Origin of the sequence: Ferrigenium kumadai (assembly GCF_018324385.1) — a bacterium.
Taxonomy (GTDB): domain Bacteria; phylum Pseudomonadota; class Gammaproteobacteria; order Burkholderiales; family Gallionellaceae; genus Gallionella; species Gallionella kumadai.
Genome location: NZ_AP019536.1, coordinates 1,441,208 through 1,467,023, shown reverse-complemented (window position 1 = coordinate 1,467,023; position 25,816 = coordinate 1,441,208). Strand labels below are relative to the sequence as shown.

Genomic DNA, 25,816 nt, shown 5'->3' with positions numbered 1-25,816 from the left:
AAAAACGCGGCGAGCCGGAAGGGTGACAAAGGGAATGAAGACTTCCTTGGTATGGGCTTGGCAGGCGGGTGCGAATTCTAATGGATAAGCGGTTCCGGCTCAACCCGATTGCGGGGTCGGACATTCGCAAATGCTTGTGCCGAATGGCATTCCGGGCCGGCGCCGCTCCGGGAAAAGGCTATAGCAGATGCTTCACGTGCTCGCGTTCTTCGAGTAGTTCGCGGTAGCTGTCCTGCATGTGTCTGCGCCCAAGTTCACTGATCGCAAGGTTTTGCACGATTTGGTACCTGCCTTGGTTGCACCGCACCGGGAAGCCGTAGATCACGCCTTCGGGAATGTCGTAGCTGCCGTCGGATGGAACGCTCATGGTTACCCAGTTGTTGTGGTGTGCGCCGAGCACCCAGTCGTGCATGTGCGCGACCGCTGCGTTGGCTGCGCTGGCCGCGCTGGACAGGCCTCGCGCCTCGATCACCATCGTGCCTCGCTTCTGCACTGTTGGAATGAATTCGTTTTCTGCCCAATTCTGGTCCGGCAGCAGGTCGCGCACAGGGATGCCGCGGATCTGTGCGTGGTTGAGGTCCGGGTATTGCGTGCCGGAATGGTTGCCCCACACGATCATGCGCTTGACGTCCCGGACCGGCTGGAATAGGTGCTGCGCAACCTGGGCGATGGCGCGGTTGTGGTCCAGGCGCATCATCGCGCTGAAGTTGCGCGGATCAAGGTCGGGGGCGTTCTTCATGGCGATCAGCGCGTTGGTGTTGGCGGGGTTGCCCACCACCAGCACTTTCACGTGGCGCGCCGCGACTTCGTTCAGTATCCGGCCCTGCACGGAAAAGATCACGCCATTGGCCTCGAGCAGATCCTTGCGTTCCATGCCTTTGCTGCGTGGGCGCGCGCCGACCAGCATGGCGATCTCGGCATCCTTGAAGGCTATCTTCGGGTCGTCGCTGATGATGACCTGTTGCAGCAGTGGAAAGGCACAGTCTTCCAGTTCCATCATCACGCCGCGCAACACCTGCTGCGCCTGTGGCAGGTCCAGCAATTGCAGGATGATGGGCTGGTCGTCACCCAGCATGTCGCCGTTGGCGATACGAAACAGCAGGCTGTAGCCGATTTGTCCGGCAGCGCCGGTGACGGTGATACGGATCGGGGCTTTCATGGCGGCCTCACGAGGAAGATGATGGCCTCATTCTGCCAGTGTTTTCCGGGCAGACAAAGGGGAACTTGCCTGTATGGGAACAGGGGTCAGGCGCGCGACCTGGGAGCGGTGATGACCAGGGAACGCTCGCCGAAGGACATCAACCCGAGATGATTCATGGCGTCGGTTGCCGCTTGCTGGCTGTTCATGGTGATGAGGATGATTCTGCTGTCGTGTTCCGGCAGGTCAAAGATTTTCAGGGTGGTTACTTCACCGAAAGACGAGAGGAATTCGGAGACGATTTTGCGTATGTGGTTTTCGTCGGTCAGTCCAGTGAGGTCGATCAGCAACTGTTTCATCATTTACCGGATTTCGTTGATGGTGGAAAACATATGGACATAACGCTCGATCAGTTCGCGGGTCTGGGTCGAAACGCCCAGTTCGACGCTGCGTCGGTCCGACGGGCAGCGCGTGCGGGTGATGACGCCGCGCTCCACCAGGGCGCAGATACGTCGCTGCACGGTGGCCGGCGATGTGATGTTCAGCAGCACCAAGCCCTTGAGGGTGAGCGGAGTGCCGTTTTCCTGATGGAAGCCGACTTCAATGACGATGTCGAAATCTTCGTGAGTGCGAAGATGCGGCAAGTGCTGCTTTTCGAACATCCTGATTGTTTTTAGTTTTTTGAATGCCGTCATAAGCGAGGATTCTGCTTTAGCAAGTGATTGAAGCAAAGCCGGATTGCATCGCATTTTGATTAGCATGGGATTTAATAATCTATTGCTCAATGGGTTATGCGATGTATTTTGGACTGCAGGGATTGCCGTTGCCGGAGGGGCGGTTATTCGAAGATTACGTGATGCCCCCCAGAACAAACGGCCTGGTATCGGGTGTAATATCGCGCCTGTGTTCACAGCTTGGTTGCGACAAATAATGAAAAAAGAACGCCCCAGACACCTCGCCCTCTATCAGATCAAGCTGCCGCTCCCCGGCCTCGTTTCCATCCTCCACCGCATCAGCGGCCTGTTGCTGTTCATTGCGCTGCCGCTGCTGTTGTTGTCGTTGCAATACAGCCTCAGCTCCATCGAGACTCATACCCAATTGCTCGACTTGCTGGCTCAGCCGCTGCCCAAGCTGATGATGCTGGGCCTGTTGTGGGCTTTCCTGCACCACTTCTGCGCGGGTATCCGCTACCTGCTGATCGATCTGCGCATCGGCTCCGATCTCGCCGGGGCTCGATACGGCAGCAAGGTAGTCCTGGCAGTGAGTATCCTGTTGACCGTTGTTCTGGGAGCGAAGCTATGGTGAACCGCATCGTTGTTGGCGCGCATTACGGTCTGCGCGACTGGCTGATCCAGCGTGTCACGGCGGCGGTGATGGCAGTTTATTCGGTGGCTCTGGCCGCCTGGCTGCTGTGGCAGCCGTACCTGAATTACGACATCTGGACCGCCTTGTTCTCCAGTCAGTGGGTGCGCAGCTTCACCTTGCTGTTCCTGCTGAGCCTGTATTACCACGCGTGGATCGGCGTGCGCGACATCGTGATGGATTACGTGAAGCCGGCGGGCGTCCGCCTGGCTATCCACGTGCTGGTGATCCTGGCGATGATGTTTTACACGATCTGGTCGGTGCAAATCCTGTGGGGAATGTGATGACGGTAGCGAAACGGACTTTCGATGTAGTGGTGGTCGGCGCGGGCGGCGCGGGGATGCGCGCGGCGTTGCAGCTGGCGCAGGCCGGACTGAAGGTGGCGGTGCTGTCCAAGGTGTTTCCGACACGCTCGCATACCGTCGCGGCGCAGGGCGGCATCGCCGCATCGTTGGGTAACGTCAATGAGGACAACTGGCACTGGCACATGTATGACACGGTGAAAGGATCGGATTACCTCGGCGACCAGGACGCCATCGAGTTCATGTGCCGCGCCGCGCCCGAGGTGGTGTACGAGCTGGAGCACTTCGGTATGCCGTTCGACCGGCTCGATAGCGGCAAGATCTACCAGCGGCCGTTCGGCGGCCACATGCAGGATTACGGCAAGACCCCGGTGCAGCGCGCCTGTGCGGCCGCCGACCGCACAGGCCACGCCATGCTGCACACGCTGTACCAGCAGAACGTAAAGGCCAACACGCATTTTTTCATCGAGTGGATGGCGCTCGACCTGATCCGCGACGAGGACGGCGACGTGCTCGGCGTCACCGCGATGGAGATCGAGACCGGTGAGGTGATGATCTTCCAGGCGCGCGCCACGCTGTTCGCCACCGGCGGCGCAGGCCGCATCTTCGCCTCCAGCACCAATGCCTACATCAATACCGGCGACGGCCTCGGCATGGCGGCGCGCGCCGGTATTCCGCTGGAGGACATGGAGTTCTTCCAGTTCCATCCCACCGGCGTCTACGGCGCGGGCGTGCTGATCTCCGAGGGAGTGCGAGGCGAGGGTGGCTACCTGGTGAACAAGAACGGGGAGCGCTTCATGGAGCGCTACGCGCCGACCGCAAAAGACCTCGCCAGCCGCGACGTGGTGTCTCGCGCGATCACCGTGGAGATCAACGAGGGGCGCGGCTGCGGCCCGTACGGCGACCACATCCTGCTCAAACTCGACCACCTCGGCGACGAGGTGATCAAGCAGCGCCTGCCCGGCATTCGCGAGATCGCGCTGAAGTTCGCCCACGTCGATCCGGCGATATCTCCCATCCCCGTCGTGCCGACCGCGCACTACATGATGGGCGGCATCCCGACCAATTACCACGGTCAGGTGGTCGCTCCCTACAAGACCGGACCTGACGAAGTGGTGCGCGGCCTGTATGCGGTGGGCGAATGCGCCTGTGTGTCGGTGCATGGGGCGAATCGATTGGGCTGCAACTCGCTGCTCGACTTGCTGGTTTTCGGGCGCGAGGCGGGGCGGCAGATCATCGAGGACTTGCAGAACCACCCGCATCCCAAGCCGCTGCCCGCCGATGCCGCCGAGCGTCCGTTGGCCCGGCTGGCCCGGCTGGAAAACCAGCAGAACGGCGAGCGCGTCGCCGAGGTGGGGAATGAGATGCGCAAGGTGATGCAGAAACATTGCGGCGTGTTCCGCTTTCCCGAACTGCTGGCGGAGGGCGTCGAACAGATCAAACAGGTCGCCGAGCGTGTCGCCCGTACCGGGATCGGCGACAAGAGCAGGGTATTCAACACCGCACGCATCGAGGCGCTGGAGTTGGACAACCTGATCGAGGTCGCACAGGCGACGATGGTTTCGGCTGCGGCGCGCCAGGAGAGCCGTGGCGCGCATGCTCGCGATGACTTCCCGCAGCGCGACGATCAGAACTGGCTCAAGCACAGCCTGTATTTCCGCGAGGATCATCGACTCGATTACAAACCGGTGCGCCTGAAATCGCTGACGGTGGAATCGTTCCCGCTCAAAGCACGCGTCTATTAGAGAGGTCTGGAGATGAAATTCCATATCTACCGCTACAACCCTGACACGGATGCCGCGCCGTACATGCAGGACTACGACCTGGACATCGAACCCGCGGGCAAGATGCTGCTGGATGCCTTGCTGCTGCTGAAGGAGCAGGACGATTCCCTGTCGTTGCGCAAGTCCTGCCGCGAGGGGGTGTGCGGTTCGGATGCGATGAACATCAACGGCCGCAACGGTCTGGCCTGCATCACGCCGCTCTCGTCGCTGAAGGAGCCAATCACGTTGCGCCCGCTGCCGGGGCTGCCTGTAATCCGCGACCTGATCGTGGACATGACGCAGTTCTTCAAGCAATACCATTCGATCAAGCCCTACCTGATCAACAACGATCCGCCGCCGGAGACCGAACGGCTGCAGTCGCCCGCACAGCGCGCGCACCTGAACGGTCTGTACGAGTGCATCCTGTGCGCCTGTTGTTCCACAGCCTGTCCGTCGTTCTGGTGGAACCCGGATAAGTTCGTCGGCCCCGCCGGGTTGCTGCAGGCCTATCGTTTCCTCGCCGACACGCGAGACCATGCGAGCAGAGAACGACTGGACGATCTGGAAGACCCGTACCGCCTGTTTCGCTGCCACACCATCATGAATTGTGTGGATGTGTGCCCCAAGGAGCTGAACCCGACCGAGGCCATCGGCAATATCAAGGATATGATGGTCAGGCGGCTGGTATGAAGAATCTGGAGAGGGTGCGCTGGCGTGCGCGGCGCGGTTTGCTGGAGCTGGATATCGTGCTTGGACGCTTCATCGAGGCACATTACGCGCAGCTCGACGAGACGGAGCGAGATGCCTTTGAGGTATTGCTGGATATGCCCGACAACCCGCTCTGGGATATGATTGCTGGCAAACAGGATGCGACGCGCGGCGAACAGCAAGCGTTGCTGGAAAAAATCAGGGCGGTCTGAAGGCGAGCCCAATGCAGGAGGAATATCGATGGAGAATAAACAACGCACCGCAACGCTGACCCTGGATGACGGGCGCAGCATCGAACTGCCTATCTTGTCCGGCACGCTGGGGCCGGATGTGGTGGACATGCGCGGCCTGAACAAGCTCGGCGTATTCACCTACGACCCGGCGTTCTTCGCCACGGCGAGCTGCACCTCCGCGATTACCTTCATCGATGGCGATGCGGGGCTGCTTTTCTATCGCGGCTATCCCATCGAACAGCTGGCGGAGAAATCGGACTTCCTCGAGGTGTGCTATCTGCTGCTGAACGGCGAACTGCCCAACGCCGCGCAAAAGACGGAGTTCAGGCAGATCATCACCCACCATACCATGGTGCACGACCAGCTTGCGCGTTTCTTCAACGGCTTCCGCCGCGACGCACATCCAATGGCGGTGATGGTTGGTGTGGTCGGCGCGCTGTCGGCGTTCTATCACGACTCGCTGGACATTAGTAATCCGCAGCATCGCGAGATATCGGCACACCGCTTGCTGGCCAAGGTGCCGACACTGGCGGCCATGGCGTACAAGTACAACGTCGGCGAGCCGTTCATGTACCCGAAGAACAAGTTCAGCTACGTGGAGAATTTCCTGTACATGATGTTTGCCACGCCGGCGGACGACTATGTGCCCAACCCGTTGCTGGTGCGTGCGCTGGAGCGTATCTTCATCCTGCATGCAGATCACGAGCAGAATGCTTCGACCTCGACCGTGCGCCTGGCCGGTTCGAGCGGCGCGAACCCGTTCGCCTGCGTCGCTTCCGGTATCGCGGCGCTGTGGGGTCCGGCTCACGGCGGCGCGAACGAGGCTGCGCTGAAGATGCTGGAAGAGATCGGCGATGTGTCGCGCGTGGCCGAGTACGTGCAGGGTGTAAAGGACAAGAAGTACCGCCTGATGGGCTTCGGTCACCGGGTATACAAGAACATGGACCCGCGCGCCAATGTGATGCGCGAGACCTGTTACGAAGTGCTCAAGGAGCTCAAGCTGGAGAACAACAAGCTGTTCGAGTTGGCGATGGAACTGGAGCGCACTGCGTTGAGCGACCCGTATTTCATCGAGCGCAAGCTGTATCCGAACGTGGATTTCTATTCCGGCATCGTGCTGCGTGCGATCGGCATCCCGACCAATATGTTCACGGTGATCTTCGCGCTGGCTCGCACCATCGGCTGGGTGTCGCAGTGGAACGAGATGATCGGCGACAGCGAGCACAAGATCGGCCGTCCGCGCCAGCTGTATCGCGGCGCGCTCAAGCGCGATTTCGTGCCGATGGAGAAGCGTTGAACGAACCGGCCAATTTCCTGAAACTGATGCAGGGCAGCTCGCTGCTGTTCGGTGCGAATGCGCCCTTCATCGAGGAATTGTACGAGCAATACCTGGCCGACCCGAAGTCGGTGACAGCCGAATGGAAGGCCTATTTCGATGCGCTGCCGCCACTGCCGGGTGGCGCGCACGACCAGGCGCACCGCAAGATCCAGCAGGCCTTCGCCGCCATGCCGAAAACGACCGTCAGCAGCGCGATTGCGCCGGATGCGGAGCTGGAGCGCAAGCAGGTCTATGTGCTGCAACTCATCAACGCGCACCGTTTCCTCGGCGTGCGCGTCGCCAACCTCGATCCCCTGAACCGCCATGCCAAGCCCGTGATCGCCGAGCTCGATCCGGCGTATTATGGCCTGGGCGAGGCCGACATGGACACCACGTTCGACACCGGCTCATTGGTCGGAGGGGCGCGCATGACCCTGCGCGAGATCCTCAAACTGCTGCGCCAGACCTATTGCGGAAGCATCGGCGCGGAGTACATGTACATCAGCGACGTGGGCCAGAAACGCTGGATCCAGAACCGCCTGGAGAGCGTGCGCGGGCTGCCCGGCTACGACGCCGCGCAACGGCGCCATATCCTCGAACGGCTGACCGCCGCCGAGACGCTGGAGCGTTACCTGCACACCAAATACGTCGGGCAGAAGCGCTTCTCGCTGGAGGGCGGCGATACGCTGGTTCCGCTGCTCGACCACTTGCTGCAGCGCTGCGGCAAGCAGGGCGCACTGGAGGCGGTGATCGGCATGGCACACCGCGGGCGCCTCAACGTACTGGTCAACATCCTCGGCAAGCAGCCGAAGATGCTGTTCGCCGAATTCGAGGGCGTTCACGCCGAACACCTGACTTCCGGCGACGTGAAATACCACCAGGGCTTCTCGGCGAACATCGCAACCCCAGGCGGCTCTCTGCATGTCGCGCTGGCCTTCAATCCCTCGCACCTGGAGAGTGTCGATCCGGTGGTGGAAGGCTCGGTGCGAGCGCGCCAGCACCGCTGCGGTGATCACGATGGCAACAGGGTGATCCCCATCCTGTTGCATGGCGATGCCGCGTTCGCCGGGCAAGGGGTGGTGATGGAGACGCTGAACATGTCTCAGACGCGCGGCTACCGTACCGGCGGGACGATTCATATCATCATCAACAACCAGATCGGCTTCACTGCGTCGGACGCGCGAGATACGCGCTCCAGCGCCTATTGCAGCGACGTGGCGAAGATGATCGATGCACCCATCTTCCATGTGAATGCGGACGATCCAGAGGCGGTGCTGCTGATCACCGAGATCGCCCTGGACTATCGCATGCAGTTCAATCGCGATGTGGTGATCGACCTGGTGTGCTTCCGCAAGCTGGGGCACAACGAACAGGACGAGCCGCTGGTGACACAACCGTTCATGTACCGCTTCATCCGCCAGCATCCCGGCACGCGCACGCGCTATGCGCAGCAACTGGCTGAGCAGGGCGTGGTTCAGCCCGATGAGGCCGAAGCGATGATCGCGGACTACCGCAAGGCGCTGGATGAGGGGCGCAATATCGTCGAACTGGCACCGGCACTGGTCGAGCGTGCCAACTGGACCCGTTTCAAGCGCGACGTGCCGTGGGATGCGGCGGTGGATACCGCGGTGCCTTTGGAGCGCTTGCGCCAGCTTGCCGCGCCGCTTACCACCGTGCCGGAGAATTTTACGCTGCATGCCCGCGTGCAAAAGATCGTCGAGGACCGCGTTGCCATGGCGAAGGGCGAACTGTCGCTGGACTGGGGGATGGCGGAGAATCTGGCTTATGCCACGCTGCTCACCGAGGGTTGTCCGGTGCGACTGACCGGACAGGACTGCCGGCGCGGCACTTTCTTTCATCGCCACGCCACTTGGCACGACCAGAATCGCAAGGAGTGGCACGAGGGCGCTTACACGCCGTTGCAGCATCTTTCGCCCGATCAGGCGGACTTCGTGGTGGTCGATTCGTTGCTATCCGAGGAAGCAGTGCTCGGCTTCGAATACGGCTATGCCACCGCCGAGCCGGATTCGCTGGTGCTGTGGGAGGCGCAGTTCGGCGACTTTGCCAACGGCGCGCAAGTGGTGATCGACCAGTTCATCGCCTCCGGCGAGGTGAAGTGGGGACGGATGTGCGGGCTGGTGATGCTGTTGCCTCACGGCTACGAAGGTCAGGGTGCGGAGCATTCCTCGGGGCGCATCGAACGTTACCTGCAGCTGTGCGCCGACTACAACATCCAGGTGTGCATTCCCTCCTCGCCGGCGCAGATGTTCCACCTGCTGCGCCGCCAGATGCTGCGTCCCATGAGAAAGCCGCTGATCGTGTTCACGCCCAAGAGCCTGCTGCGCAGCAAGGACGCGGCTTCGCCGCTCTCCGACCTGACGCAGGGGCGCTTCCAGCCGGTCATCCCCGAGGTGGATGCTCTGGATGCCGGCAAGGTGCGCCGCATCATCGCGTGCAGCGGCAAGGTGTATTACGAGCTGCTTGCCGCGCGGCGCGCCAAGGGTATCTCTGATATGGCGATCATCCGCATCGAGCAGCTGTACCCGTTCCCGCATGACGACTTCACTGCGCAGATCGCTGCCTATCCGAATGCCGGCGAACTGGTTTGGTGCCAGGAAGAGCCTGGCAATCAGGGCGCATGGCACCGCATCCAGCATTACCTGCTGCGCCACATGCGGAAGGGCATGCGCCTCGACTACGCGCTGCGCGCCTCTTCCGCCGCCCCGGCGGCGGGCTATCTTGCGGTGCATAATGAACAGCAGAAGGCGGTGATCGAAGCGGCCTTCCGTCCCGATCTGGATGTCAAGAATAATCCAGGAGATCGACGCAATGAGCACCTCTGAAAATTCATTTTTCGGGCGCATCGCGGCGTTGCGCGGTGCTCGCTTTCTCGCCTATCCAAATGATATGTCTCGTTCGCTGCGCTCCGTGCGCCTTGCGCTGCATCCCGAAAAACTGAATTTATCAGAGGTGCCCTATGTTGATTGACGTAAAAGTCCCGCAACTCTCCGAGTCTGTTTCCGAGGCGACGCTGCTGACCTGGCACAAGCATGCCGGCGAGGCGGTACAGGAGGGCGAGAACCTGATCGACATCGAAACCGACAAGGTGGTGCTGGAACTGCCTGCTGCCAAGAGCGGTGTGCTGACCAAAATCATGAAGGGCGACGGCGAGAAAGTGACCAGCGGTGAGCTGATCGCGCAGATCGATACCGCTGCGGCTGCTGAGGTGCAACCGGCTGTGCATGCCGAGGCGCCGGCTGCCGTGCCGCCGTCAGTGCGCAAGCTCGCACGCGAACATGAGATCGATGCGGCCCAACTGCAGGGCAGTGGCCGTGGCGGGCGTGTCACCAAAGAGGATGTGCTGAGCGCGGTTCAGCAGCCGGCTGCCGTGCCGCAATCCGTTCCGGCCATTGCGCCTTCCGGCAATCGCCCTGAGCAGCGCGTGCCGATGACGCGAATCCGCCAGCGCATCGCCGAACGCTTGCTGCAGTCGCAGCAGAACGCCGCGATCCTCACGACCTTCAACGAAGTGAACATGCAGCCGGTGATCGAGCTGCGCAACAAGTACAAGGACGCGTTCGAGAAGAAGCATGGCGTGAAGCTCGGCTTCACTTCTTTCTTCGTCAAGGCCGTGGTGCAGGCGCTGCAGAAGTTCCCGGTCGTCAATGCCTCGGTGGACGGCAGCGACATCATCTATCACGGCTATTACGACATCGGTGTGGCCATCGGTAGCGAGCGCGGCCTGGTGGTACCCATCATCCGCGACGCGGATAAACTGTCCTTTGCCGACATCGAAAAGCAGGTGGCCGATTTCGCCGCGCGCGCGAAGGACGGCAAGCTCACGCTGGAGGAGCTGACCGGCGGCACGTTCTCCATCACCAACGGCGGCGTGTTCGGCTCCATGCTGTCCACCCCTATCATCAATCCGCCGCAGAGCGCCATCCTCGGCGTCCATGCGACGAAGGATCGGCCGGTGGCCGAGAACGGACAGGTAGTGATCCGTCCGATGAACTATCTCGCGCTGTCCTATGATCATCGCATCATCGACGGGCGGGATGCGGTGCTGTTCCTCGTCGCCATCAAGGAAGCGCTTGAGTATCCGGGCCGGGTGCTGCTGGATCTGTGATGATTCGTAGGTCGGGTTAGCGATAGCGTAACCCGACAAATTTCCCCAATGAATGCCGCAAAAAAGTCGGGTTGCGCTACTCTAACCTGACCTACAGGAAACTAACATGAAGAAATTTTCCGCTTACCGCATCTTCGACGAAAACGGTAAATCCCAAGGCCGTTTCGTCGAATTGTCGCTCGACGATCTCGATCCAGGCGAGGTCGTCATCCGTGTTCATTACTCCAGCGTGAACTACAAGGACGCGCTTGCCGCGACGGGCGCCGGGAAAGTCATACGCCGTTTCCCATGTGTGGGCGGGGTGGATGCGGCGGGCGTGGTGGAAAGCTCGGCTGATGCGCGCTTCAAGGCGGGCGACGAGGTGTTGGTTACCGGCTATGGCATGGGGGTGGAACATGACGGCGGATATGCCGAATACGTGCGTGTTCCCGCCGATTGGGTGGTGTCGCTGCCGCAGGGATTGACGCTGTTCGATGCGATGGCGCTGGGTACGGCGGGGTTTACCGCCGCACTGTCCATCCACCGCCTGGAACAGAATGAGTTGAGCCCGGAAAACGGCAAGGTGATCGTCACGGGAGCGACCGGCGGAGTGGCGAGCCTTGCCATTGAGATGCTGGCCCAGCGCGGGTATCACGTGGTCGCCATGACCGGCAAGGAGAGCGAGCACGATTACCTGAAATCCTTGGGGGCGAGCGAGATACTGTCGCGCAAAGATGTGCCGATGGGCACGCGTCCGCTGGAGAGGGCACAGTGGGCAGGGGCGCTGGATGCGGTGGGCGGCGAGACCTTGGCATGGCTGACTCGCACCATGCAGCAGAACGGCGCGATCGCCAGCTTCGGCAATGCCGGCGGCATCGAACTGCACACCACGGTGATGCCGTTCATCCTGCGCGGCGTGCGCCTGATCGGCATCGATTCCGCCGCTACTCCCATGCCGTTGCGCCGCCTCATCTGGCAACGCCTGGCTACGGATTTGCGTCCGCAGCAGCTGGGCAAGGTCGTGCATACCGTGCCGTTCGCCGAGTTGCCGCGGGTTTTTCCTTCGATGTTGCAGGGCAGGGCGCATGGCCGCACGGTGGTCGCTATTTCTGCAGCGTGAATTCCTGACAGTGCTGTGAGATGCCGCTTCTGCGGCGCCTTGTTCGGCTCTGAAATTTCACCGTGTTTTGTGTGCGGGTAAAGCCGTATGAGTCATACCGCTGCCGGTGCGGCGAAAGCTTTAGTGATGCTATAATCCGCCGCAAAGCTGGAGCACAACAGCGCGAAAGTGGCGGAATTGGTAGACGCACTGGATTTAGGTTCCAGCGCCGCAAGGCGTAAGAGTTCGAGTCTCTTCTTTCGCACCAGCACAAAATTCAACTTCAACATCAAGGAAATACAGCATGTCCAGCGTAGAAACAGTGAGCGCGTTAGAACGTCGTCTGAACGCATCCATCCCCCAGCAGGCCATCCGCAGCCAGGTTGCCAACCGTCTGAAGCATATCGGGCGCACCGCCAAGCTCGCTGGCTTCCGTCCCGGCAAGATTCCCGCCAAGGTGCTCGAGCAGCACTACGGCGCTCAGGCTCATCAGGAGGCGCTGGGTGAAGCGTTGCAGCAATCTTTCGCGGAAGCTGCGCAGGCCAACAACCTGAAGGTGGCCGGTTATCCGCAGTTCGAGATCAAGACCAATGACCTGAATGCAGAGCAGATCGAATACAGCGCGACTTTCGAGGTGTATCCCGAAGTGGTGATGGGCGATGTCGGCGGCGAGACGATCGAGCGCGCGGTTTACGAGTTGGGGCAGAGCGACGTGGACAACACCATCGCGACCCTGCGCAAGCAGCGCGCCACGTTCGAGAAGGTGGACCGTGCGGCCCAGGCCGAAGATCAGGTGCGTATCGATTTTACCGGCAAGCTGAATGGCGAGGTGTTCCAGGGCGGCGAAGCCAAGGACTATCCGTTCCAGCTGGGCATGGGGCGCATGCTGCCCGAGTTCGAGGCAGCGATCACCGGCATGAAGGCCGGCGAGACCAAGTCGTTCGACATGACTTTCCCGGAGAATTACCACGGCAAGGATGTAGCGGGCAAGCAGGTGACCTTCACCATCACGCTGAATAGCGTTGAGGCGCCCAAGCTGCCGGAAGTGGATGCGGAATTCGTCAAGTCTCTCGGCGTCGCCGACGGTGACGTCGCCAAGCTGGAAGAGGAAATCCGCAGCAACCTGAGTCGCGAAGTCTCGCGCCGTTTGAAGGGGCGCAACAAGGATGCGGCGATGGACGCGCTGCTGAAGGTCGCCCAGTTCGATCTGCCCAAGTCCCTGGTGGAATGGGAAGTGCAGAACCTGATGCAGCAGACCGTGAAGGACATGGAAGCGCGCGGTATGAAGATGAAGGGCATGCCCTTGCCGCCGGAGTTGTTCAAGGAGCGTGCCGAGAAGCGCGTCAAGCTGGGCCTGATTCTTGCTGATCTGGTGCAGAAGCACGATCTGAAGGCCAAGCCCGAGCAGGTTCGCGCCCTGATCGACGATCACGCGCAAAGCTACGACCAGCCTGAGGAAGTGGTGCATTGGTACTACTCGAATCCTGCCCATTTGCAGGAGATCGAGAACCTGGTTCTGGAAGACAATGTCGTAAGTTGGACGCTGGGACAGGCAAAGACGACAGACAAGGCCGTGGCCTTCAATGAGCTGATGGGGAACTGACAAGATGCATTATCAAGAGCCACAAAATATCGGTTTGGTCCCGATGGTCGTGGAGACCAGCGGGCGCGGCGAGCGGGCCTATGACATTTATTCGCGCCTGCTCAAGGAGCGAGTGGTGTTCCTGGTCGGAGAGGTTAACGACCACACCGCGAACCTGATCGTGGCTCAGATGCTGTTCCTTGAGTCGGAGAATCCGGACAAGGACATCCATTTCTACATCAATTCACCCGGCGGTTCTGTCACGGCAGGCATGGCGATCTACGACACCATGCAGTTCATCAAGCCGCACGTCAGCACGCTGTGCATCGGTCAGGCGGCCAGCATGGGAGCATTCCTGCTGTCGGCAGGCGAAAAGGGCAAGCGTTTCGCACTGCCCAATTCACGCGTGATGATCCATCAGCCGCTGGGCGGTTTCCGTGGCCAGGCTTCGGACATCGAGATCCATGCCAAGGAGATCCTGTACCTGAAGAAGCGCCTGAATGAATTGCTGGCGCAGCACACAGGTCAATCGGTGGAGACCATTGAGCGCGATACGGATCGCGATAATTTCCTGAGTGCACCGGATGCCGTGAAGTATGGCCTGGTGGATCAGATGCTGGATAAGCGCGCTTAATAAAACGGCTGGTTTGCCGAAAAGTTAATGGAAGGTTGGTACGATGGCGGGCGATAAAAAGTCAGGGGACAAGTTGCTCTATTGTTCATTCTGCGGCAAGAGTCAACACGAGGTGCGCAAGCTGATTGCGGGCCCGTCGGTGTTCGTCTGCGACGAATGCATCACCTTGTGCAACGACATCATGCGCGAGGAGATCCAGAACGAACAGGGCAAGATCGAGAAGACCGATCTGCCTGTGCCGAAGGAGATCTGCGCGACGCTCGACGAATACGTGATCGGGCAGGAGAAGGCGAAGCGCATCCTTTCTGTGGCGGTGTACAACCACTACAAGCGCCTGAAGAGCAACGTCAATGATGGCGTGGAGCTGTCCAAAAGCAACATTCTGCTGGTAGGTCCGACCGGTTCGGGCAAGACCCTGCTGGCGCAGACGCTGGCGCGCCTGCTGGACGTGCCGTTCGTGATGGCCGATGCCACCACGCTGACCGAGGCGGGTTATGTCGGCGAGGACGTCGAGAACATCATCCAGAAGCTGCTGCAGGCTTGCGACTACGACGTGGAAAAGGCCCAACGCGGCATCGTGTATGTGGACGAAATCGACAAGATCTCGCGCAAGTCGGACAACCCGTCGATCACCCGCGACGTGTCGGGCGAAGGGGTGCAGCAGGCGCTGCTCAAGCTGATCGAGGGCACCAAGGCGTCTATCCCCCCGCAGGGCGGACGCAAGCATCCGAACACAGAGTTCCTGCAGGTGGATACCACCAACATCCTGTTCATTTGTGGCGGTGCATTCGACGGCCTGGAAAAGGTCATTCGCAACCGTTCCGAAAAGGCGGGTATCGGTTTCGGCGCAACGGTCAGCAGCAAGGTGGAACGCAAGACCGGCGAAACCCTGCGCGATGTCGAGCCGGAGGATCTGATCAAGTTCGGTCTGATTCCGGAATTCGTCGGTCGTTTGCCGGTGGTGGCGACGCTGGAAGAACTGGACGAGACCGCCCTGGTGAAAATCCTGACCGAGCCGAAGAACGCGCTGACCAAACAGTATCAGAAGCTTTTCGCGATGGAAGACGTCGAACTGGAGTTCCGCGAAAACGTGTTGCTGGCGATTGCCCGCAAGGCCTTGGCTCGCAAGACGGGTGCGCGCGGTTTGCGTTCTATCCTGGAGCACTCCCTGCTGGACGTGATGTTCGATTTGCCTTCCATGGATAATGTCAGTAAGGTGGTGCTGGACGAGGTTGGTACGACCGGCGAAATCAAACCCATGGTCATCTACGCCGACACGCCCAAGGCAGCTTAGTAAGCCCCAGATTCATCTCGCTCTTTATCTTGTCCCGATGGGGATGCTTGAATTAGCTGAAGTCATCCCCATTTGACCTTTCAATTACTGAAGAGGTTATTGCCATGTTTGAACAAGATACCCAAAGCACAACAAATCTGCACCCGCTGTTGCCTCTGCGCGACGTCGTGGTGTTTCCCCATATGGTTATCCCGCTGTTCGTCGGCCGCGCCAGATCGATCAAGGCGCTGGAAAGCGCCATGGAAGCCGGCAAGGGCATCGTGCTGGTCGCGCAAAAATCGGCGGCGAAAGACGATCCGGGCAAGGAAGATTTGTACGGCATCGGCAGCATGGCCAACATACTGCAGATGCTGAAGCTGCCCGACGGCACGGTGAAGGTGCTGGTGGAGGGCACGCAGCGCGTCAAGGTGCTGCGCGTGTTCGATGCGGACAGTCATTTTGATGCCGAAGTGGAGGTGGTGCCCTCCGAGGATGGTACGGACAGCGAGGCCGAGGCGATGCGCCGCGCGCTGATCGCGCAATTCGACCAGTATGTGAAGCTAAACAAGAAGATTCCCCCGGAAATACTGACTTCCCTGGCTGGCATCGACGATGCCGGTCGCCTGGCTGACACCATTGCCGCGCATCTGCCGCTCAAGCTGGAACAGAAACAGGAAGTACTGGAGGTGTTCGGGGTGCGCATGCGTCTGGAGCACTTGCTGGGATTGCTGGAAGCCGAGATCGACATTCTTCAGGTCGAGAAGCGCATTCGCGGTCGCGTGAAGCGCCAGATGGAGAAGAGTCAGCGCGAGTATTACCTGAATGAGCAGGTCAAGGCGATCCAGAAGGAGCTGGGCGAAGGCGAGGAAGGCGGCGACTTCGAGGAGCTGGAGAAGAAAATCAAGGCCGCGCACATGCCGAAGGAAGCTCGCGCCAAGGCCGAGGCCGAGATGAAAAAGCTGCGCCTGATGTCGCCGATGTCGGCGGAAGCCACCGTGGTGCGCAACTATATCGACGTGCTGGTCGGTTTGCCGTGGAAGAAAAAGACCAAGATCAGCGCCGACCTGAAGAAGGCCGAAGTGGTGCTGGAAGAGGATCACTACGGCCTGGATAAGGTCAAGGAACGCATTCTCGAATACCTCGCCGTGCAACAACGCGTGGATAAGCTGAAGGCTCCTATTCTCTGTCTGGTCGGGCCTCCCGGCGTGGGCAAGACTTCGCTCGGTCAGTCCATTGCGCGTGCCACCAACCGCAAGTTTGTGCGCATGTCGCTGGGCGGGGTGCGCGACGAGTCCGAGATCCGCGGCCATCGTCGCACCTACATCGGTTCCATGCCGGGCAAAATATTGCAGAACATGAGCAAGGTGGCGGTGAAGAATCCCTTGTTCCTGCTCGACGAAGTGGACAAGATGGGCATGGACATGCGCGGTGATCCGTCCTCCGCATTGCTCGAGGTTCTCGATCCCGAACAGAACAGCACGTTCGTCGATCACTATGTCGAGGTGGAATACGACCTCTCTGACGTGATGTTCGTGGCGACCGCGAATACGCTGAACATCCCCGAGCCATTGCTGGACCGCATGGAGATCATCCATGTCTCCAGCTATATGGAGGAGGAGAAGATCAATATCGCGACCCGCTATCTGGTTCCCAAGGCGATCAAGAACAACGGTCTGAAATCCGAGGAGATCAGTATTTCCGAGAGCGCATTGCGCGACATCATTCGCTATTACGTGCGCGAGGCGGGAGTGCGCAGTCTGGAACGCGAGATTTCGAAGATTTGCCGCAAGGTGGTGAAATCGCTTTCGCTTAAGGAGCGAGATACGAAGGTAGTCGTCAATGCCCGCAATCTCGACAAGTATCTTGGTGTGCGCCGCTACTCCTATGGTGTCGCCGAGAAAAACAATCAGATCGGTCAGGTGACGGGATTAGCCTGGACTGAAGTTGGCGGCGAATTGCTGACTATCGAAACCGCCGTGTTGCCAGGCAAGGGCAAGACCACGACTACCGGCAAGCTGGGCGAAGTGATGCAGGAGTCCATTCAGGCGGCTATCAGTGTGGTGCGGGGGCGAGCAAAGCGCCTGGGCATCAACGACGAGTTTTACCAGAAGACAGATTTGCATATTCACCTGCCCGAGGGGGCGACTCCCAAGGACGGCCCCAGCGCAGGCATCGGAATATGCACATCCATCGTTTCGGCTCTGACCGGAATTCCGGTGCGTGCCGATGTGGCGATGACCGGCGAGATCACTTTGCGCGGAGAGGTGTTGCCGATCGGAGGCTTGAAGGAAAAATTGCTCGCGGCGCAACGCGGTGGCATCAAGCTGGTGTTGATTCCTGAGGAGAACACCAAGGATCTCGCCGAGATTCCCGATAACATCAAAAACAAGTTGGAAATTCATCCGGTCAAGTGGATTGATCAGGTATTGGAATTGGCGCTGGAACGTAAGCCGGAGCCTTTGCCGGAGTCGTCCGAGGCCGCAGCCGCGGCCGGTTTGTCAGCGGCTGGAGATGTTCAGGGGGCCTCTCCAATCATCAAGCACTGAGAGAAAATTGCTGCCGGTCAATCAATTGCAAAGCAAGGTGAAAAAAATAATCGTAATTGCTTGACCGGAGTCTCGAAGCCTTGATATAAAGCCGTTGCAGGGCTTTTCCTGTTTTTTAAACCACAAGCAAAGGGGACTTACGTGAATAAATCTGATCTGGTTGATGCAATTGCAAATTCCGCTGATATCTCTAAGGCAGCCGCAGCTCGTGCGCTGGATGCGACTGTTGATTCCATCAAGAAAGCACTGAAGAAGGGCGATACAGTGAGCCTGGTTGGTTTCGGTACTTTCAAGGTCGGTAAGCGTGCTGCGCGTAATGGTCGCAATCCTCGCACTGGCGCCGTGATCAAGATCAAGGCAGCCAAAGTTCCTAAATTTACTGCTGGCAAAGGCCTGAAAGATGCTGTAAACTAGCATTCTTTCTTGGGGTGCTTAGCTCAGTTGGTAGAGCGTCGCCCTTACAAGGCGAATGTCGGCGGTTCGACCCCGTCAGCACCCACCAAGAAGACGAGTTTTGGAGTGGTAGTTCAGTTGGTTAGAATACCGGCCTGTCACGCCGGGGGTCGCGGGTTCGAGTCCCGTCCACTCCGCCAAATCAAGGCGAACGCAAGTTCGCCTTTTTTTACATCTGTTGTTTGTCCATCAATAAGTCTGTGGTGTCGCTATGTTTGATTTTGTTCATGAGAAGAAACGACTGGTGCAAATAGTCCTGGCAGTGATCATCCTGCCGTTTGCGTTCTGGGGCGTGGATTCGTATCGCCGCTCTGGCAATGCCGAGGCGCCTGCTTCGGTGAATGGCGCGAAAATCACCCAGCAGGATTTTGAGAATGCCTTGCGTCAGCAGCAGGATCGTTTGCGGCAAATGCTGGGCGGGAATTTCGATGCGGCAATGTTCGAGACGCCGGAAATGAAGCGCGCGGTGCTGGATAATCTGGTGGCGCAGAAGCTGCTGGTCGAACGGGCCAAAGCGGCCGGCTTGTTTGTCAGCGATGCACAGCTGGCGCAAGTCATCCAGAGTATCGAGGCGTTCCATGAGAATGGTCGCTTCGACAAGAAACGTTATGAAGCCGCACTGGCGGGGCAGAACATGTCGCCTTTGATGTTCGAGGCGCGCGTGCGCGATGACCTGCTTGGGCAGCAGATGCGCGACGGGTACGTGCAAAACGGATTTGCATCGAGCTCTGTGACGGATAATGTCATCCGTCTGAACGAGCAGCAACGCCTCGTTTCCATATCTACCGTTCCCTTCCAGTCCTTTGCCGACAAGGCGAAGGTGGACGAGGCGGACCTGAAAAAATATTACGAACAGAACCAGAAAGAGTTCCAGACCCCGGAACAGGCTAAGGTCGAGTACGTGACGCTGTCTGCAGATTCCTTGTCGAACAAGGTTCAGGTGACCGCCGATGAGGCGCGCCAATACTATGAAGCACACCTGGGCGATTTCGGCACGCCGGAACAGCGCCAGGCTGCGCACATCCTGATTTCCGTCCCGCTTGCTGCACCGCAAGCCGAGCAGGATGCGGCGAAATCCAAAGCGGAGAAGCTGCTGCAACAGGTCAAGCAGAATCCTGCCAAGTTTGCCGAGTTGGCAAAGGCAAATTCGCAAGACCCTGGGTCCGCCGCGAACGGCGGGGATCTCGGCTTTTTCGGGCGCGGCATGATGGTCAAGCCCTTCGAGGATGCCGCCTTCGCCTTGAAGGCGGGCGAAATCAGCGGGCTGGTGAAGTCGGATTTCGGCTATCACATCATCAAGCTGCTCGCGGTCAAGCCATCCGGCGGGCAGCCGTTCGAGGCGGTACGCCGGGAGATCGAGAACAAGCTGCACCAGCAAAAAGCGGCCGACATGTTTGCCGAGCTGGCGGAGAAGTTCAGCAACACCGTCTATGAACAGAGCGATACCCTGAAGCCGGCCGCAGACCTGGCAGGGTCGAAGATCGAGCAGAGCGGCTGGCTGGTAAAGGGGGCGGGCGCAAACGCACCTTGGACAGCCAAGATGCTGGAGGCGGTCTTTTCCGATGAGGCTGTGAAGAACAAGCGCAATACGGCTGCGATCGAAGTGGCTCCGAACACTTTGGTTGCAGCGCGGGTCGTCGAGCATAAACCCGCTGCCGTGCTGGCTTTGACCGAGGTGCGGGATGCGATTCGTCAGAAGTTGCTGAATCAGCAGGCACTGGATCTCGCTATCAAGCAGGGCGAGACGCTGCTGACCCAATTGCAGCATGGCGACAAGCTGACACTGGGCTGGAGTGCATCCCAGACCATCACCCGCGCACAACGCGGCCAGCTGGATATGGAATTGGTGCGGCAGATATATCAGGCGGATGCGGCGAAATTGCCTCAGTATGTCGGGGCCAAGGCCGGGCAGAACGGTTATGTGCTGGTGCGCATCGATGCCGTCAAGGAAGCCGGGGCGATCGACGACATGAAGCGCGCGCGCTATGCGCAGCAGTTGCGCCAATTGACCGGTGAGGAAATGTTCCAGGCTTATCTGGCCGATGCCAAGAAGCAGGCCACTATCAAAGTGAATCTGCCGGAGAAGGCAGCGCAGCCCTGACCGGTTGTTGTCGATGAATAAAAAACGCCACCCTTGGGTGGCGTTTTTTATTTGGTACAGCCCGATTATGCTTCGGTGGAGCCCAGTGCGGTGGTGTTGAATCCACCGTCGACGTAGGTGATCTCGCCGGTGATGCCGCTGGCCAGGTCGCTGCACAGGAAAGCGGCGGCATTGCCGACTTCCTCGATGGTGACGTTGCGCTTGAGCGGGGCATGTTTTGCGTTATAGGTAAGCAGCTTGGAGAAGTCGCCGATGCCGGCTGCGGCCAGTGTCTTGATCGGACCGGCGGAAATGCCGTTGGCGCGGATGCCCTTGCGGCCCAGTTCCATCGCCAGGTAACGAACGCTGGCCTCGAGGCTGGCCTTGGCCATGCCCATCACGTTGTAGTGCGGCATGGTGCGTACCGCGCCGAGATAACTCAGGGTCAGCAGGGCAGCCTTGCGGCCTTCCATCAGCGGCATGGCGGCCTTTGCCATGGCGGGGAAGCTGTAGGCGCTGATATCGTGTGCGATGCGGAACGCTTCCCGGCTGAAGCCATCGAGGAATTCGCCGTCCAGTGCTTCGCGCGGCGCGAAGGCGACAGCGTGCACGAATCCGTCGAATCCGTCCCAGTGCTTGCCCAGGTCGACGAACAGCTGGTTGATCTCGTCGTCGCTCGAAACGTCGCAAGGAAAGACCAGGTTGCTGTCGAACTCCTTGGCCATGTCTTCAACGCGGCTGCGTACTCGTTCGCCTTGGTAGGTGAAGGCGAGTTCCGCACCTTCGCGATGCATGGCTTGCGCGATGCCGTAGGCGATGGAGCGGTTGCTGATCATGCCGGTGATCAGGATGCGTTTGTTGGCCAGAAATCCCATGCTGTTCCTCTGTGAATGGTGGTTAAGGTCTTGGGCCCCGAAAACGCTTGCTGGACTGATCAATGACGAGGCCGCTCGTTATTTGCCTACACGGTCAAATGTTTTACTTGCAGTGCCTTTCAACAAGCTGCTTGGCGATGACGTCGTGATTCAGCCAGATAACCGCTGCTGCGGGAGAGGAGGTTTCATAGAACATCAACGGCCCGGTTCCTTCCAGCACCAGGGCACTCAACAGATCGGTTACCAGGGCTTTGCGGTCTTTGTGCATCTGGGTGATTGCATCTGAAGTGCCTATCATCAAATCGGCCAGCTCCCTGCTGTTATCCATAGGCCACGCTTCGAAATTGCGATAGCCTTTCATTACATCGCTTGCGTTGTAATCGTTGATATTCTGCAACAGGCCTTCCAGCGTGAAGCCTTCCTGCAACAGCGCACGGCATGCCTGCCATTGCGCTTCGGCCCAGGCACCGCCGCACTCCTTTTTCAGGGCATTGAGCAGGGGGAACAGCGAGAGTTCGACGCCGACGAAGATGTCGGAGGAATTGGTGCGGATCTCAGGGCAGTTGTAAACCGTCGCCTTAATCCCGTTGGCCCAGGCAGATTCGGCGACGCGTTCGAGACGCATCTTGGCATAGCCTTGGGTGTAGTTGGTGTAGGTTTGCCACTGGTAGCGGTCCTCGATGAGGATCTCGGTGCCGTGATAGCCGTAGGCCGTATAGCGAGCCTGTCCGCCGGTCCTTTCGACGCGCGCACGTATCGCAGCACTGCCTTCGATCAGATACTGGAAGGTATTGGCGGTGACTTCGTCGAAATTCATCAGGATCAATTTGCCCAAGTCGCTGTCAAGCAGCGCGCGCGAGGACAGGAAGCGGTCGCCCTGTCCCTTGTAGATGCGGTTCGCAATCGCCAGGAACACTTTTACCTTGGGGATGCCACCTGCCATGGTGTGGGCAAAGAAGACGTTGCTGCCATCCGGAATCATGCCGTCCAGCTCGGCCATCACTTTCGCCACCGAGTTCTTGAAGCGCTGCACGCCCGCCTCGCGGCATTTCTCGATGTGTGCCCAATCGAGCTTGTCGTCCTGCCAGCTCTTCAATGTCATGTCGCCAAGAAGGTCTGTGGGTGTCGGTTCGCCGGCAGGCGAGTCCAGGTCGAATCCTGCCATCAATGGGACATTGATGATGCGTCCGCCGAGATTGGCTTCGGCCTGGGCGAGTTCCTCGTCGGTCAGCGGGCGCAAGGCATTGTTTTCATCGCGGCGGCCGACGGTGATGCCGACGATGGTCATGCCCACCTTGCGAGCCTCGTCGATCAGGCCGTTGGCATAGCCACGGCCGAACAACTCGCCAAACAGCACAAAAACATCGCCTTTCCGGAAGATATTTGTCTTTGGAATATCCCGCAACGAAACTCGTGAACTCATAAAAATCAGCCTTCCGCCTGTCGAACAATTAAACAATCTGTTAATGATAGCCTGATTTGGCGTTTAGCCAAACCCGGCGCGTTGTTAAAAGTGGTTGGTTCGGAGTCGGTGGGTAGATGGTGCGCCTCAATAACCTTCTGCCGGCAGGGGGAGTCGAGCCGTGCGGTAGGTTTTTCGAATATCCATCGTATATAATCCCGCGCTGTTCAATTTCGGGTTTTCCCTTACATGCTGGAAGTCAGCAATCTTGCTTGCAGTCGCGGCGATCACCGCTTGTTTTCTGGCTTGAGCTTTACGCTGCATCCGGGGCAGATCATGCAGGTGCAGGGCGAGAACGGCAGCGGCAAGACCAGTCTGCTGCGCACGCTTTGCGGCTTCATGTCGCCCGACGAGGGGGACATCCTATGGCGCGGCGAGAGCACGCGGGAATTGGGCGAGGACTATTGCGCCGAGATGATGTATCTCGGACACCTGAATGCGATCAAGGACGAATTGAGCGCGCTGGAGAACCTGCGCATCTCGTCCGGACTGTCGGGTGTTGAACTCGACGAGAAAGAAGCGGTCGCCGCATTGCGCCGCATGGGATTGAAGGGGCGCGAGTTGTTGCCGACCAAGGTGTTGTCGCAGGGGCAGCGCCGGCGCGTTGCGTTGGCGCGCATGCTGGTGAGCAAAGCGAAGTTGTGGATACTCGATGAACCTTTGGCGGCGCTCGATGTCGCAGCGGTGGCCTTGATCGAGTCATTGCTGGAGGAACATCTGGCGCGGGAGGGGATGGTGATCTTCACTACCCACCAGCCGCTGCAAGTGGCGGGGATGGATATGCGTACTTTGTCCCTGTCATGATGGTCATCCGGTTATGAAGAAATCCACGATGTTCGATTTGTTGCTGCTGGTGGTCCGGCGCGATCTCATCCTGGCGATGAGGCGCCGTGCGGATGTGCTCACCACGCTGATCTTCTTCGTGATGGTGGTCAGCCTGTTCCCGCTGGGCGTTGGTCCCGAGATGGGCATGCTGCGCAAGATGGCGCCGGGCGTGTTGTGGGTGGCGGCTTTGCTGGCCTCGATGCTGTCGCTGGGGAGATTGTTCTCGGCGGATTATCTCGATGGCACGCTGGAGCAGATGATGTTGGCACCGCAGTCCTTGTCGATGCTGGTGCTGGGCAAGATGGCGGCGCACTGGATGGTGTCCGGGCTGCCGCTAGTGCTGATGGCGCCGGTGCTGGGGGTGCAATTTGATATGTCGGCACAGGCACTCGGCGTGCTGATCCTCGGGCTGCTGCTGGGCACGCCGATACTCAGTATGGTCGGCGCGATCGGCGCGGCACTGACGCTGGGTCTGCGCGGCGGCGGTGTGCTGTTGTCACTGCTGGTGTTGCCGTTGTGCATTCCGGTGCTGATCTTCGGCACGGGAGCGGTCGAGGCGGTATCGACCGGTTTGACGGCCGCGCCCCACCTGTCGCTGCTGGGGGCGTTGCTGGTGTTGGCCTTGGCGTTCACTCCCTGGGTGACCGCGCAGGCGTTACGTATTTCTATGGAGTAATAAGTTGGCAATTAACTGGTTCAAGTATTCCGCACCCACCACCTTCTACGGACTGGCGGGAAAAATGATCCCGTGGTTCGCATTCTCCGCCGCGATCCTGTTCGCAATCGGTCTGTACATCGGCTTCTACGTTGCCCCCACCGACTATCAGCAGGGCGAGTTCTACCGCATCATCTTCATTCACGTTCCATCCTCCATCCTGTCGATGTTCCTGTATCTCATCATGGCCGGCTATGCGGCGCTGGGATTGATCTTCAACACGCGTTTGTCATCCATGATGGCGACCGCGATCGCCCCGACCGGCGCGCTGTTCGCATTCATCTCGCTGTGGACCGGCGCGCTGTGGGGCAAGCCGATGTGGGGCGCATGGTGGGTATGGGATGCGCGCCTCACCTCCGAACTCATCCTGCTGTTCCTGTATCTCGGCTTCATCGCGCTGCACGCATCGATCGACGATCCGCGCCGTGCGGACCGTGCCAGCGCGCTGCTGGCGATCGTGGGTTCGGTCAATGTGCCCATCATCTACTTCTCGGTGAAGTGGTGGAACACGCTGCATCAGGGCTCGACCATCAAGTTCACCGGAACGACCATGCACATCGCGATGCAGCAGGCGATGTTCATCATGCTCGCGGCCTGCTGGCTGTATGCCATCGCGGTGGTGCTGGCGCGGGTGCGCAGCATCATCCTGGAGCGCGAACGCCATACCAAGTGGGTAACCGAATTGCCGGAGGTTAAATAATGAACTTGGATATCTGGATGCGGGAAAACCCGCTCACCTACATCTGGTTGGGATCGTATGCCGTCGCCTTTCTCATTTTTGCTGTCGAGATCGCGATGGTCAGACATAAACGCAAGATCACTTTGCAGCAGCTGCGCATGATGCGCGACGCAGGAGACGAGGAATAAATGAAGCCGCGCCAGAAAAGATTCATGTTCATCGCAGTGGGTGTTGTCGCCGTCGGCCTGGCCGTCGGTCTGGTGCTGAACGCGCTGGACAAGAACGTCAGCCTGTACTTCACGCCGACGCAGGTGTTCAACAACGAGGCGCCGCACGGGCGCAGCTTCCGCATCGGCGGTCTGGTCGAGGAGGGCAGCGTGAAGCGCGATGCGGACGGCCTGACGGTGAACTTCGCCATCACCGATACGCACAAGCGCATCCCCGTTGTGTACAAAGGCATCCTGCCGGACCTGTTCAAGGAAGGTAAAGGCGTGGTCGCACAAGGCACGGTCGGTCCGGATGGCGTGATGCATGCCGACGAGGTGCTAGCCAAGCACGACGAGAACTACATGCCGCCGGAAGCCGCCGACGCGCTGAAGAAAGCCCAGGCCGCGAATGCCGCCGCGGCGAGCGCTCCCGCTGCATCTCCTGCCGTTAAATAACT

General features: G+C 59.4%; 26 protein-coding genes and 3 tRNA genes. 24 read left to right on the top strand and 5 right to left on the bottom strand.

What is annotated here, in order from left to right; translation table 11 throughout:
- Nucleotides 1-178 precede the first annotated feature (178 nt).
- The 3 genes from FGKAn22_RS07010 to FGKAn22_RS07000 all read right to left on the bottom strand — a co-directional run bounded on the left by FGKAn22_RS07010 (nucleotide 179) and on the right by FGKAn22_RS07000 (nucleotide 1,833).
- The gene (locus FGKAn22_RS07010) at nucleotides 179-1,159 is read right to left on the bottom strand and encodes a malate dehydrogenase (protein WP_212784911.1); all 981 of its coding nucleotides are present in this window, start codon (nucleotides 1,157-1,159) and stop codon (nucleotides 179-181) included.
- 86 nt (nucleotides 1,160-1,245) lie between these two features.
- Entirely contained in the window at nucleotides 1,246-1,500 is a 255-nt protein-coding gene (locus tag FGKAn22_RS07005; RefSeq protein ID WP_212784910.1) for an RNA-binding protein, read from the bottom strand.
- Nucleotides 1,501-1,833 (bottom strand): MarR family transcriptional regulator, encoded by a 333-nt coding sequence (locus FGKAn22_RS07000; protein ID WP_212784909.1) that lies wholly within the window; start codon nucleotides 1,831-1,833, stop codon nucleotides 1,501-1,503.
- Nucleotides 1,834-2,068: 235 nt separating this feature from the next.
- Here FGKAn22_RS07000 and sdhC point away from each other — a divergent pair, with 235 nt between their 5' ends.
- The 19 genes from sdhC to FGKAn22_RS12590 all read left to right on the top strand — a co-directional run bounded on the left by sdhC (nucleotide 2,069) and on the right by FGKAn22_RS12590 (nucleotide 20,617).
- The gene (gene sdhC, locus FGKAn22_RS06995) at nucleotides 2,069-2,443 is read left to right on the top strand and encodes a succinate dehydrogenase, cytochrome b556 subunit (protein ID WP_212784908.1); all 375 of its coding nucleotides are present in this window, start codon (nucleotides 2,069-2,071) and stop codon (nucleotides 2,441-2,443) included.
- Nucleotides 2,437-2,784: a succinate dehydrogenase, hydrophobic membrane anchor protein gene (sdhD, locus tag FGKAn22_RS06990; RefSeq protein WP_212784907.1), complete on the top strand. Its 348-nt coding sequence runs from the start codon at nucleotides 2,437-2,439 to the stop codon at nucleotides 2,782-2,784. The genes sdhC and sdhD overlap by 7 nt, the downstream gene beginning before the upstream one ends.
- Nucleotides 2,784-4,547: a succinate dehydrogenase flavoprotein subunit gene (gene sdhA, locus FGKAn22_RS06985; RefSeq protein WP_212784906.1), complete on the top strand. Its 1,764-nt coding sequence runs from the start codon at nucleotides 2,784-2,786 to the stop codon at nucleotides 4,545-4,547. Before sdhD ends, sdhA begins: the two co-directional genes overlap by 1 nt.
- A 12-nt stretch (nucleotides 4,548-4,559) precedes the next feature.
- Complete coding sequence (locus FGKAn22_RS06980) at nucleotides 4,560-5,255, top strand: succinate dehydrogenase iron-sulfur subunit (RefSeq protein WP_281411860.1); 696 nt, start codon at nucleotides 4,560-4,562, stop codon at nucleotides 5,253-5,255.
- Nucleotides 5,252-5,485, top strand: coding sequence for an FAD assembly factor SdhE (locus FGKAn22_RS06975; protein ID WP_212784905.1), 234 nt, complete (start codon nucleotides 5,252-5,254; stop codon nucleotides 5,483-5,485). Before FGKAn22_RS06980 ends, FGKAn22_RS06975 begins: the two co-directional genes overlap by 4 nt.
- Before the next feature lie 28 nt (nucleotides 5,486-5,513).
- Nucleotides 5,514-6,803, top strand: coding sequence for a citrate synthase (gene gltA, locus FGKAn22_RS06970; RefSeq protein ID WP_212784904.1), 1,290 nt, complete (start codon nucleotides 5,514-5,516; stop codon nucleotides 6,801-6,803).
- Nucleotides 6,804-6,829: 26 nt separating this feature from the next.
- The gene (locus FGKAn22_RS06965; RefSeq protein WP_212787176.1) at nucleotides 6,830-9,667 is read left to right on the top strand and encodes a 2-oxoglutarate dehydrogenase E1 component; all 2,838 of its coding nucleotides are present in this window, start codon (nucleotides 6,830-6,832) and stop codon (nucleotides 9,665-9,667) included.
- On the top strand, nucleotides 9,654-9,812 hold the full coding sequence (locus tag FGKAn22_RS06960) for a hypothetical protein (protein WP_212784903.1): 159 nt from the start codon (nucleotides 9,654-9,656) through the stop codon (nucleotides 9,810-9,812). Before FGKAn22_RS06965 ends, FGKAn22_RS06960 begins: the two co-directional genes overlap by 14 nt.
- A complete protein-coding gene (odhB, locus tag FGKAn22_RS06955) occupies nucleotides 9,802-10,950 on the top strand; it encodes a 2-oxoglutarate dehydrogenase complex dihydrolipoyllysine-residue succinyltransferase (RefSeq protein WP_212784902.1) in 1,149 nt (382 codons plus the stop codon). The genes FGKAn22_RS06960 and odhB overlap by 11 nt, the downstream gene beginning before the upstream one ends.
- A 106-nt stretch (nucleotides 10,951-11,056) precedes the next feature.
- Nucleotides 11,057-12,049 (top strand): oxidoreductase, encoded by a 993-nt coding sequence (locus tag FGKAn22_RS06950; RefSeq protein WP_212784901.1) that lies wholly within the window; start codon nucleotides 11,057-11,059, stop codon nucleotides 12,047-12,049.
- A gap of 162 nt (nucleotides 12,050-12,211) precedes the next feature.
- A tRNA-Leu gene (locus tag FGKAn22_RS06945) sits at nucleotides 12,212-12,296 on the top strand.
- A gap of 36 nt (nucleotides 12,297-12,332) precedes the next feature.
- Complete coding sequence (gene tig / locus FGKAn22_RS06940) at nucleotides 12,333-13,631, top strand: trigger factor (protein ID WP_212784900.1); 1,299 nt, start codon at nucleotides 12,333-12,335, stop codon at nucleotides 13,629-13,631.
- 4 nt (nucleotides 13,632-13,635) lie between these two features.
- Nucleotides 13,636-14,244 carry an ATP-dependent Clp endopeptidase proteolytic subunit ClpP gene (clpP, locus tag FGKAn22_RS06935; RefSeq protein WP_212784899.1) on the top strand — a complete coding sequence of 203 codons (609 nt, stop codon included), beginning with the start codon at nucleotides 13,636-13,638 and terminating at the stop codon, nucleotides 14,242-14,244.
- Nucleotides 14,245-14,287: 43 nt separating this feature from the next.
- Nucleotides 14,288-15,538 carry an ATP-dependent Clp protease ATP-binding subunit ClpX gene (gene clpX / locus FGKAn22_RS06930; RefSeq protein ID WP_212784898.1) on the top strand — a complete coding sequence of 417 codons (1,251 nt, stop codon included), beginning with the start codon at nucleotides 14,288-14,290 and terminating at the stop codon, nucleotides 15,536-15,538.
- 104 nt (nucleotides 15,539-15,642) lie between these two features.
- Complete coding sequence (lon, locus tag FGKAn22_RS06925) at nucleotides 15,643-18,063, top strand: endopeptidase La (RefSeq protein WP_212784897.1); 2,421 nt, start codon at nucleotides 15,643-15,645, stop codon at nucleotides 18,061-18,063.
- A gap of 141 nt (nucleotides 18,064-18,204) precedes the next feature.
- The gene (locus FGKAn22_RS06920) at nucleotides 18,205-18,477 is read left to right on the top strand and encodes an HU family DNA-binding protein (RefSeq protein ID WP_212784896.1); all 273 of its coding nucleotides are present in this window, start codon (nucleotides 18,205-18,207) and stop codon (nucleotides 18,475-18,477) included.
- A 12-nt stretch (nucleotides 18,478-18,489) separates the two neighbouring features.
- Nucleotides 18,490-18,565: transfer RNA gene (locus tag FGKAn22_RS06915), tRNA-Val, on the top strand.
- A gap of 14 nt (nucleotides 18,566-18,579) precedes the next feature.
- A tRNA-Asp gene (locus FGKAn22_RS06910) sits at nucleotides 18,580-18,656 on the top strand.
- Nucleotides 18,657-18,727: 71 nt separating this feature from the next.
- Nucleotides 18,728-20,617: a SurA N-terminal domain-containing protein gene (locus FGKAn22_RS12590; RefSeq protein ID WP_212784895.1), complete on the top strand. Its 1,890-nt coding sequence runs from the start codon at nucleotides 18,728-18,730 to the stop codon at nucleotides 20,615-20,617.
- Between the two features lie 65 nt (nucleotides 20,618-20,682).
- Here FGKAn22_RS12590 and fabI read toward each other — a convergent pair whose 3' ends face one another.
- The gene (gene fabI / locus FGKAn22_RS06900) at nucleotides 20,683-21,471 is read right to left on the bottom strand and encodes an enoyl-ACP reductase FabI (protein WP_212784894.1); all 789 of its coding nucleotides are present in this window, start codon (nucleotides 21,469-21,471) and stop codon (nucleotides 20,683-20,685) included.
- Nucleotides 21,472-21,574: 103 nt separating this feature from the next.
- Nucleotides 21,575-22,894, bottom strand: coding sequence for an enoyl ACP reductase FabMG family protein (locus tag FGKAn22_RS06895; RefSeq protein ID WP_212784893.1), 1,320 nt, complete (start codon nucleotides 22,892-22,894; stop codon nucleotides 21,575-21,577).
- Between the two features lie 228 nt (nucleotides 22,895-23,122).
- Between FGKAn22_RS06895 and ccmA the strand changes: the two genes are divergently transcribed.
- The 5 genes from ccmA to ccmE are packed head-to-tail and all read left to right on the top strand — an operon-like array spanning nucleotide 23,123 to nucleotide 25,814.
- Nucleotides 23,123-23,737, top strand: coding sequence for a cytochrome c biogenesis heme-transporting ATPase CcmA (ccmA, locus tag FGKAn22_RS06890; protein ID WP_212784892.1), 615 nt, complete (start codon nucleotides 23,123-23,125; stop codon nucleotides 23,735-23,737).
- Nucleotides 23,738-23,750: 13 nt separating this feature from the next.
- Nucleotides 23,751-24,434, top strand: coding sequence for a heme exporter protein CcmB (ccmB, locus tag FGKAn22_RS06885; RefSeq protein ID WP_212784891.1), 684 nt, complete (start codon nucleotides 23,751-23,753; stop codon nucleotides 24,432-24,434).
- Nucleotides 24,435-24,438: 4 nt separating this feature from the next.
- Nucleotides 24,439-25,173, top strand: coding sequence for a heme ABC transporter permease CcmC (gene ccmC, locus FGKAn22_RS06880; protein ID WP_212784890.1), 735 nt, complete (start codon nucleotides 24,439-24,441; stop codon nucleotides 25,171-25,173).
- Nucleotides 25,173-25,340: a heme exporter protein CcmD gene (gene ccmD / locus FGKAn22_RS06875; protein WP_212784889.1), complete on the top strand. Its 168-nt coding sequence runs from the start codon at nucleotides 25,173-25,175 to the stop codon at nucleotides 25,338-25,340. Before ccmC ends, ccmD begins: the two co-directional genes overlap by 1 nt.
- On the top strand, nucleotides 25,341-25,814 hold the full coding sequence (gene ccmE / locus FGKAn22_RS06870; RefSeq protein ID WP_212784888.1) for a cytochrome c maturation protein CcmE: 474 nt from the start codon (nucleotides 25,341-25,343) through the stop codon (nucleotides 25,812-25,814).
- Nucleotides 25,815-25,816 lie beyond the last annotated feature (2 nt).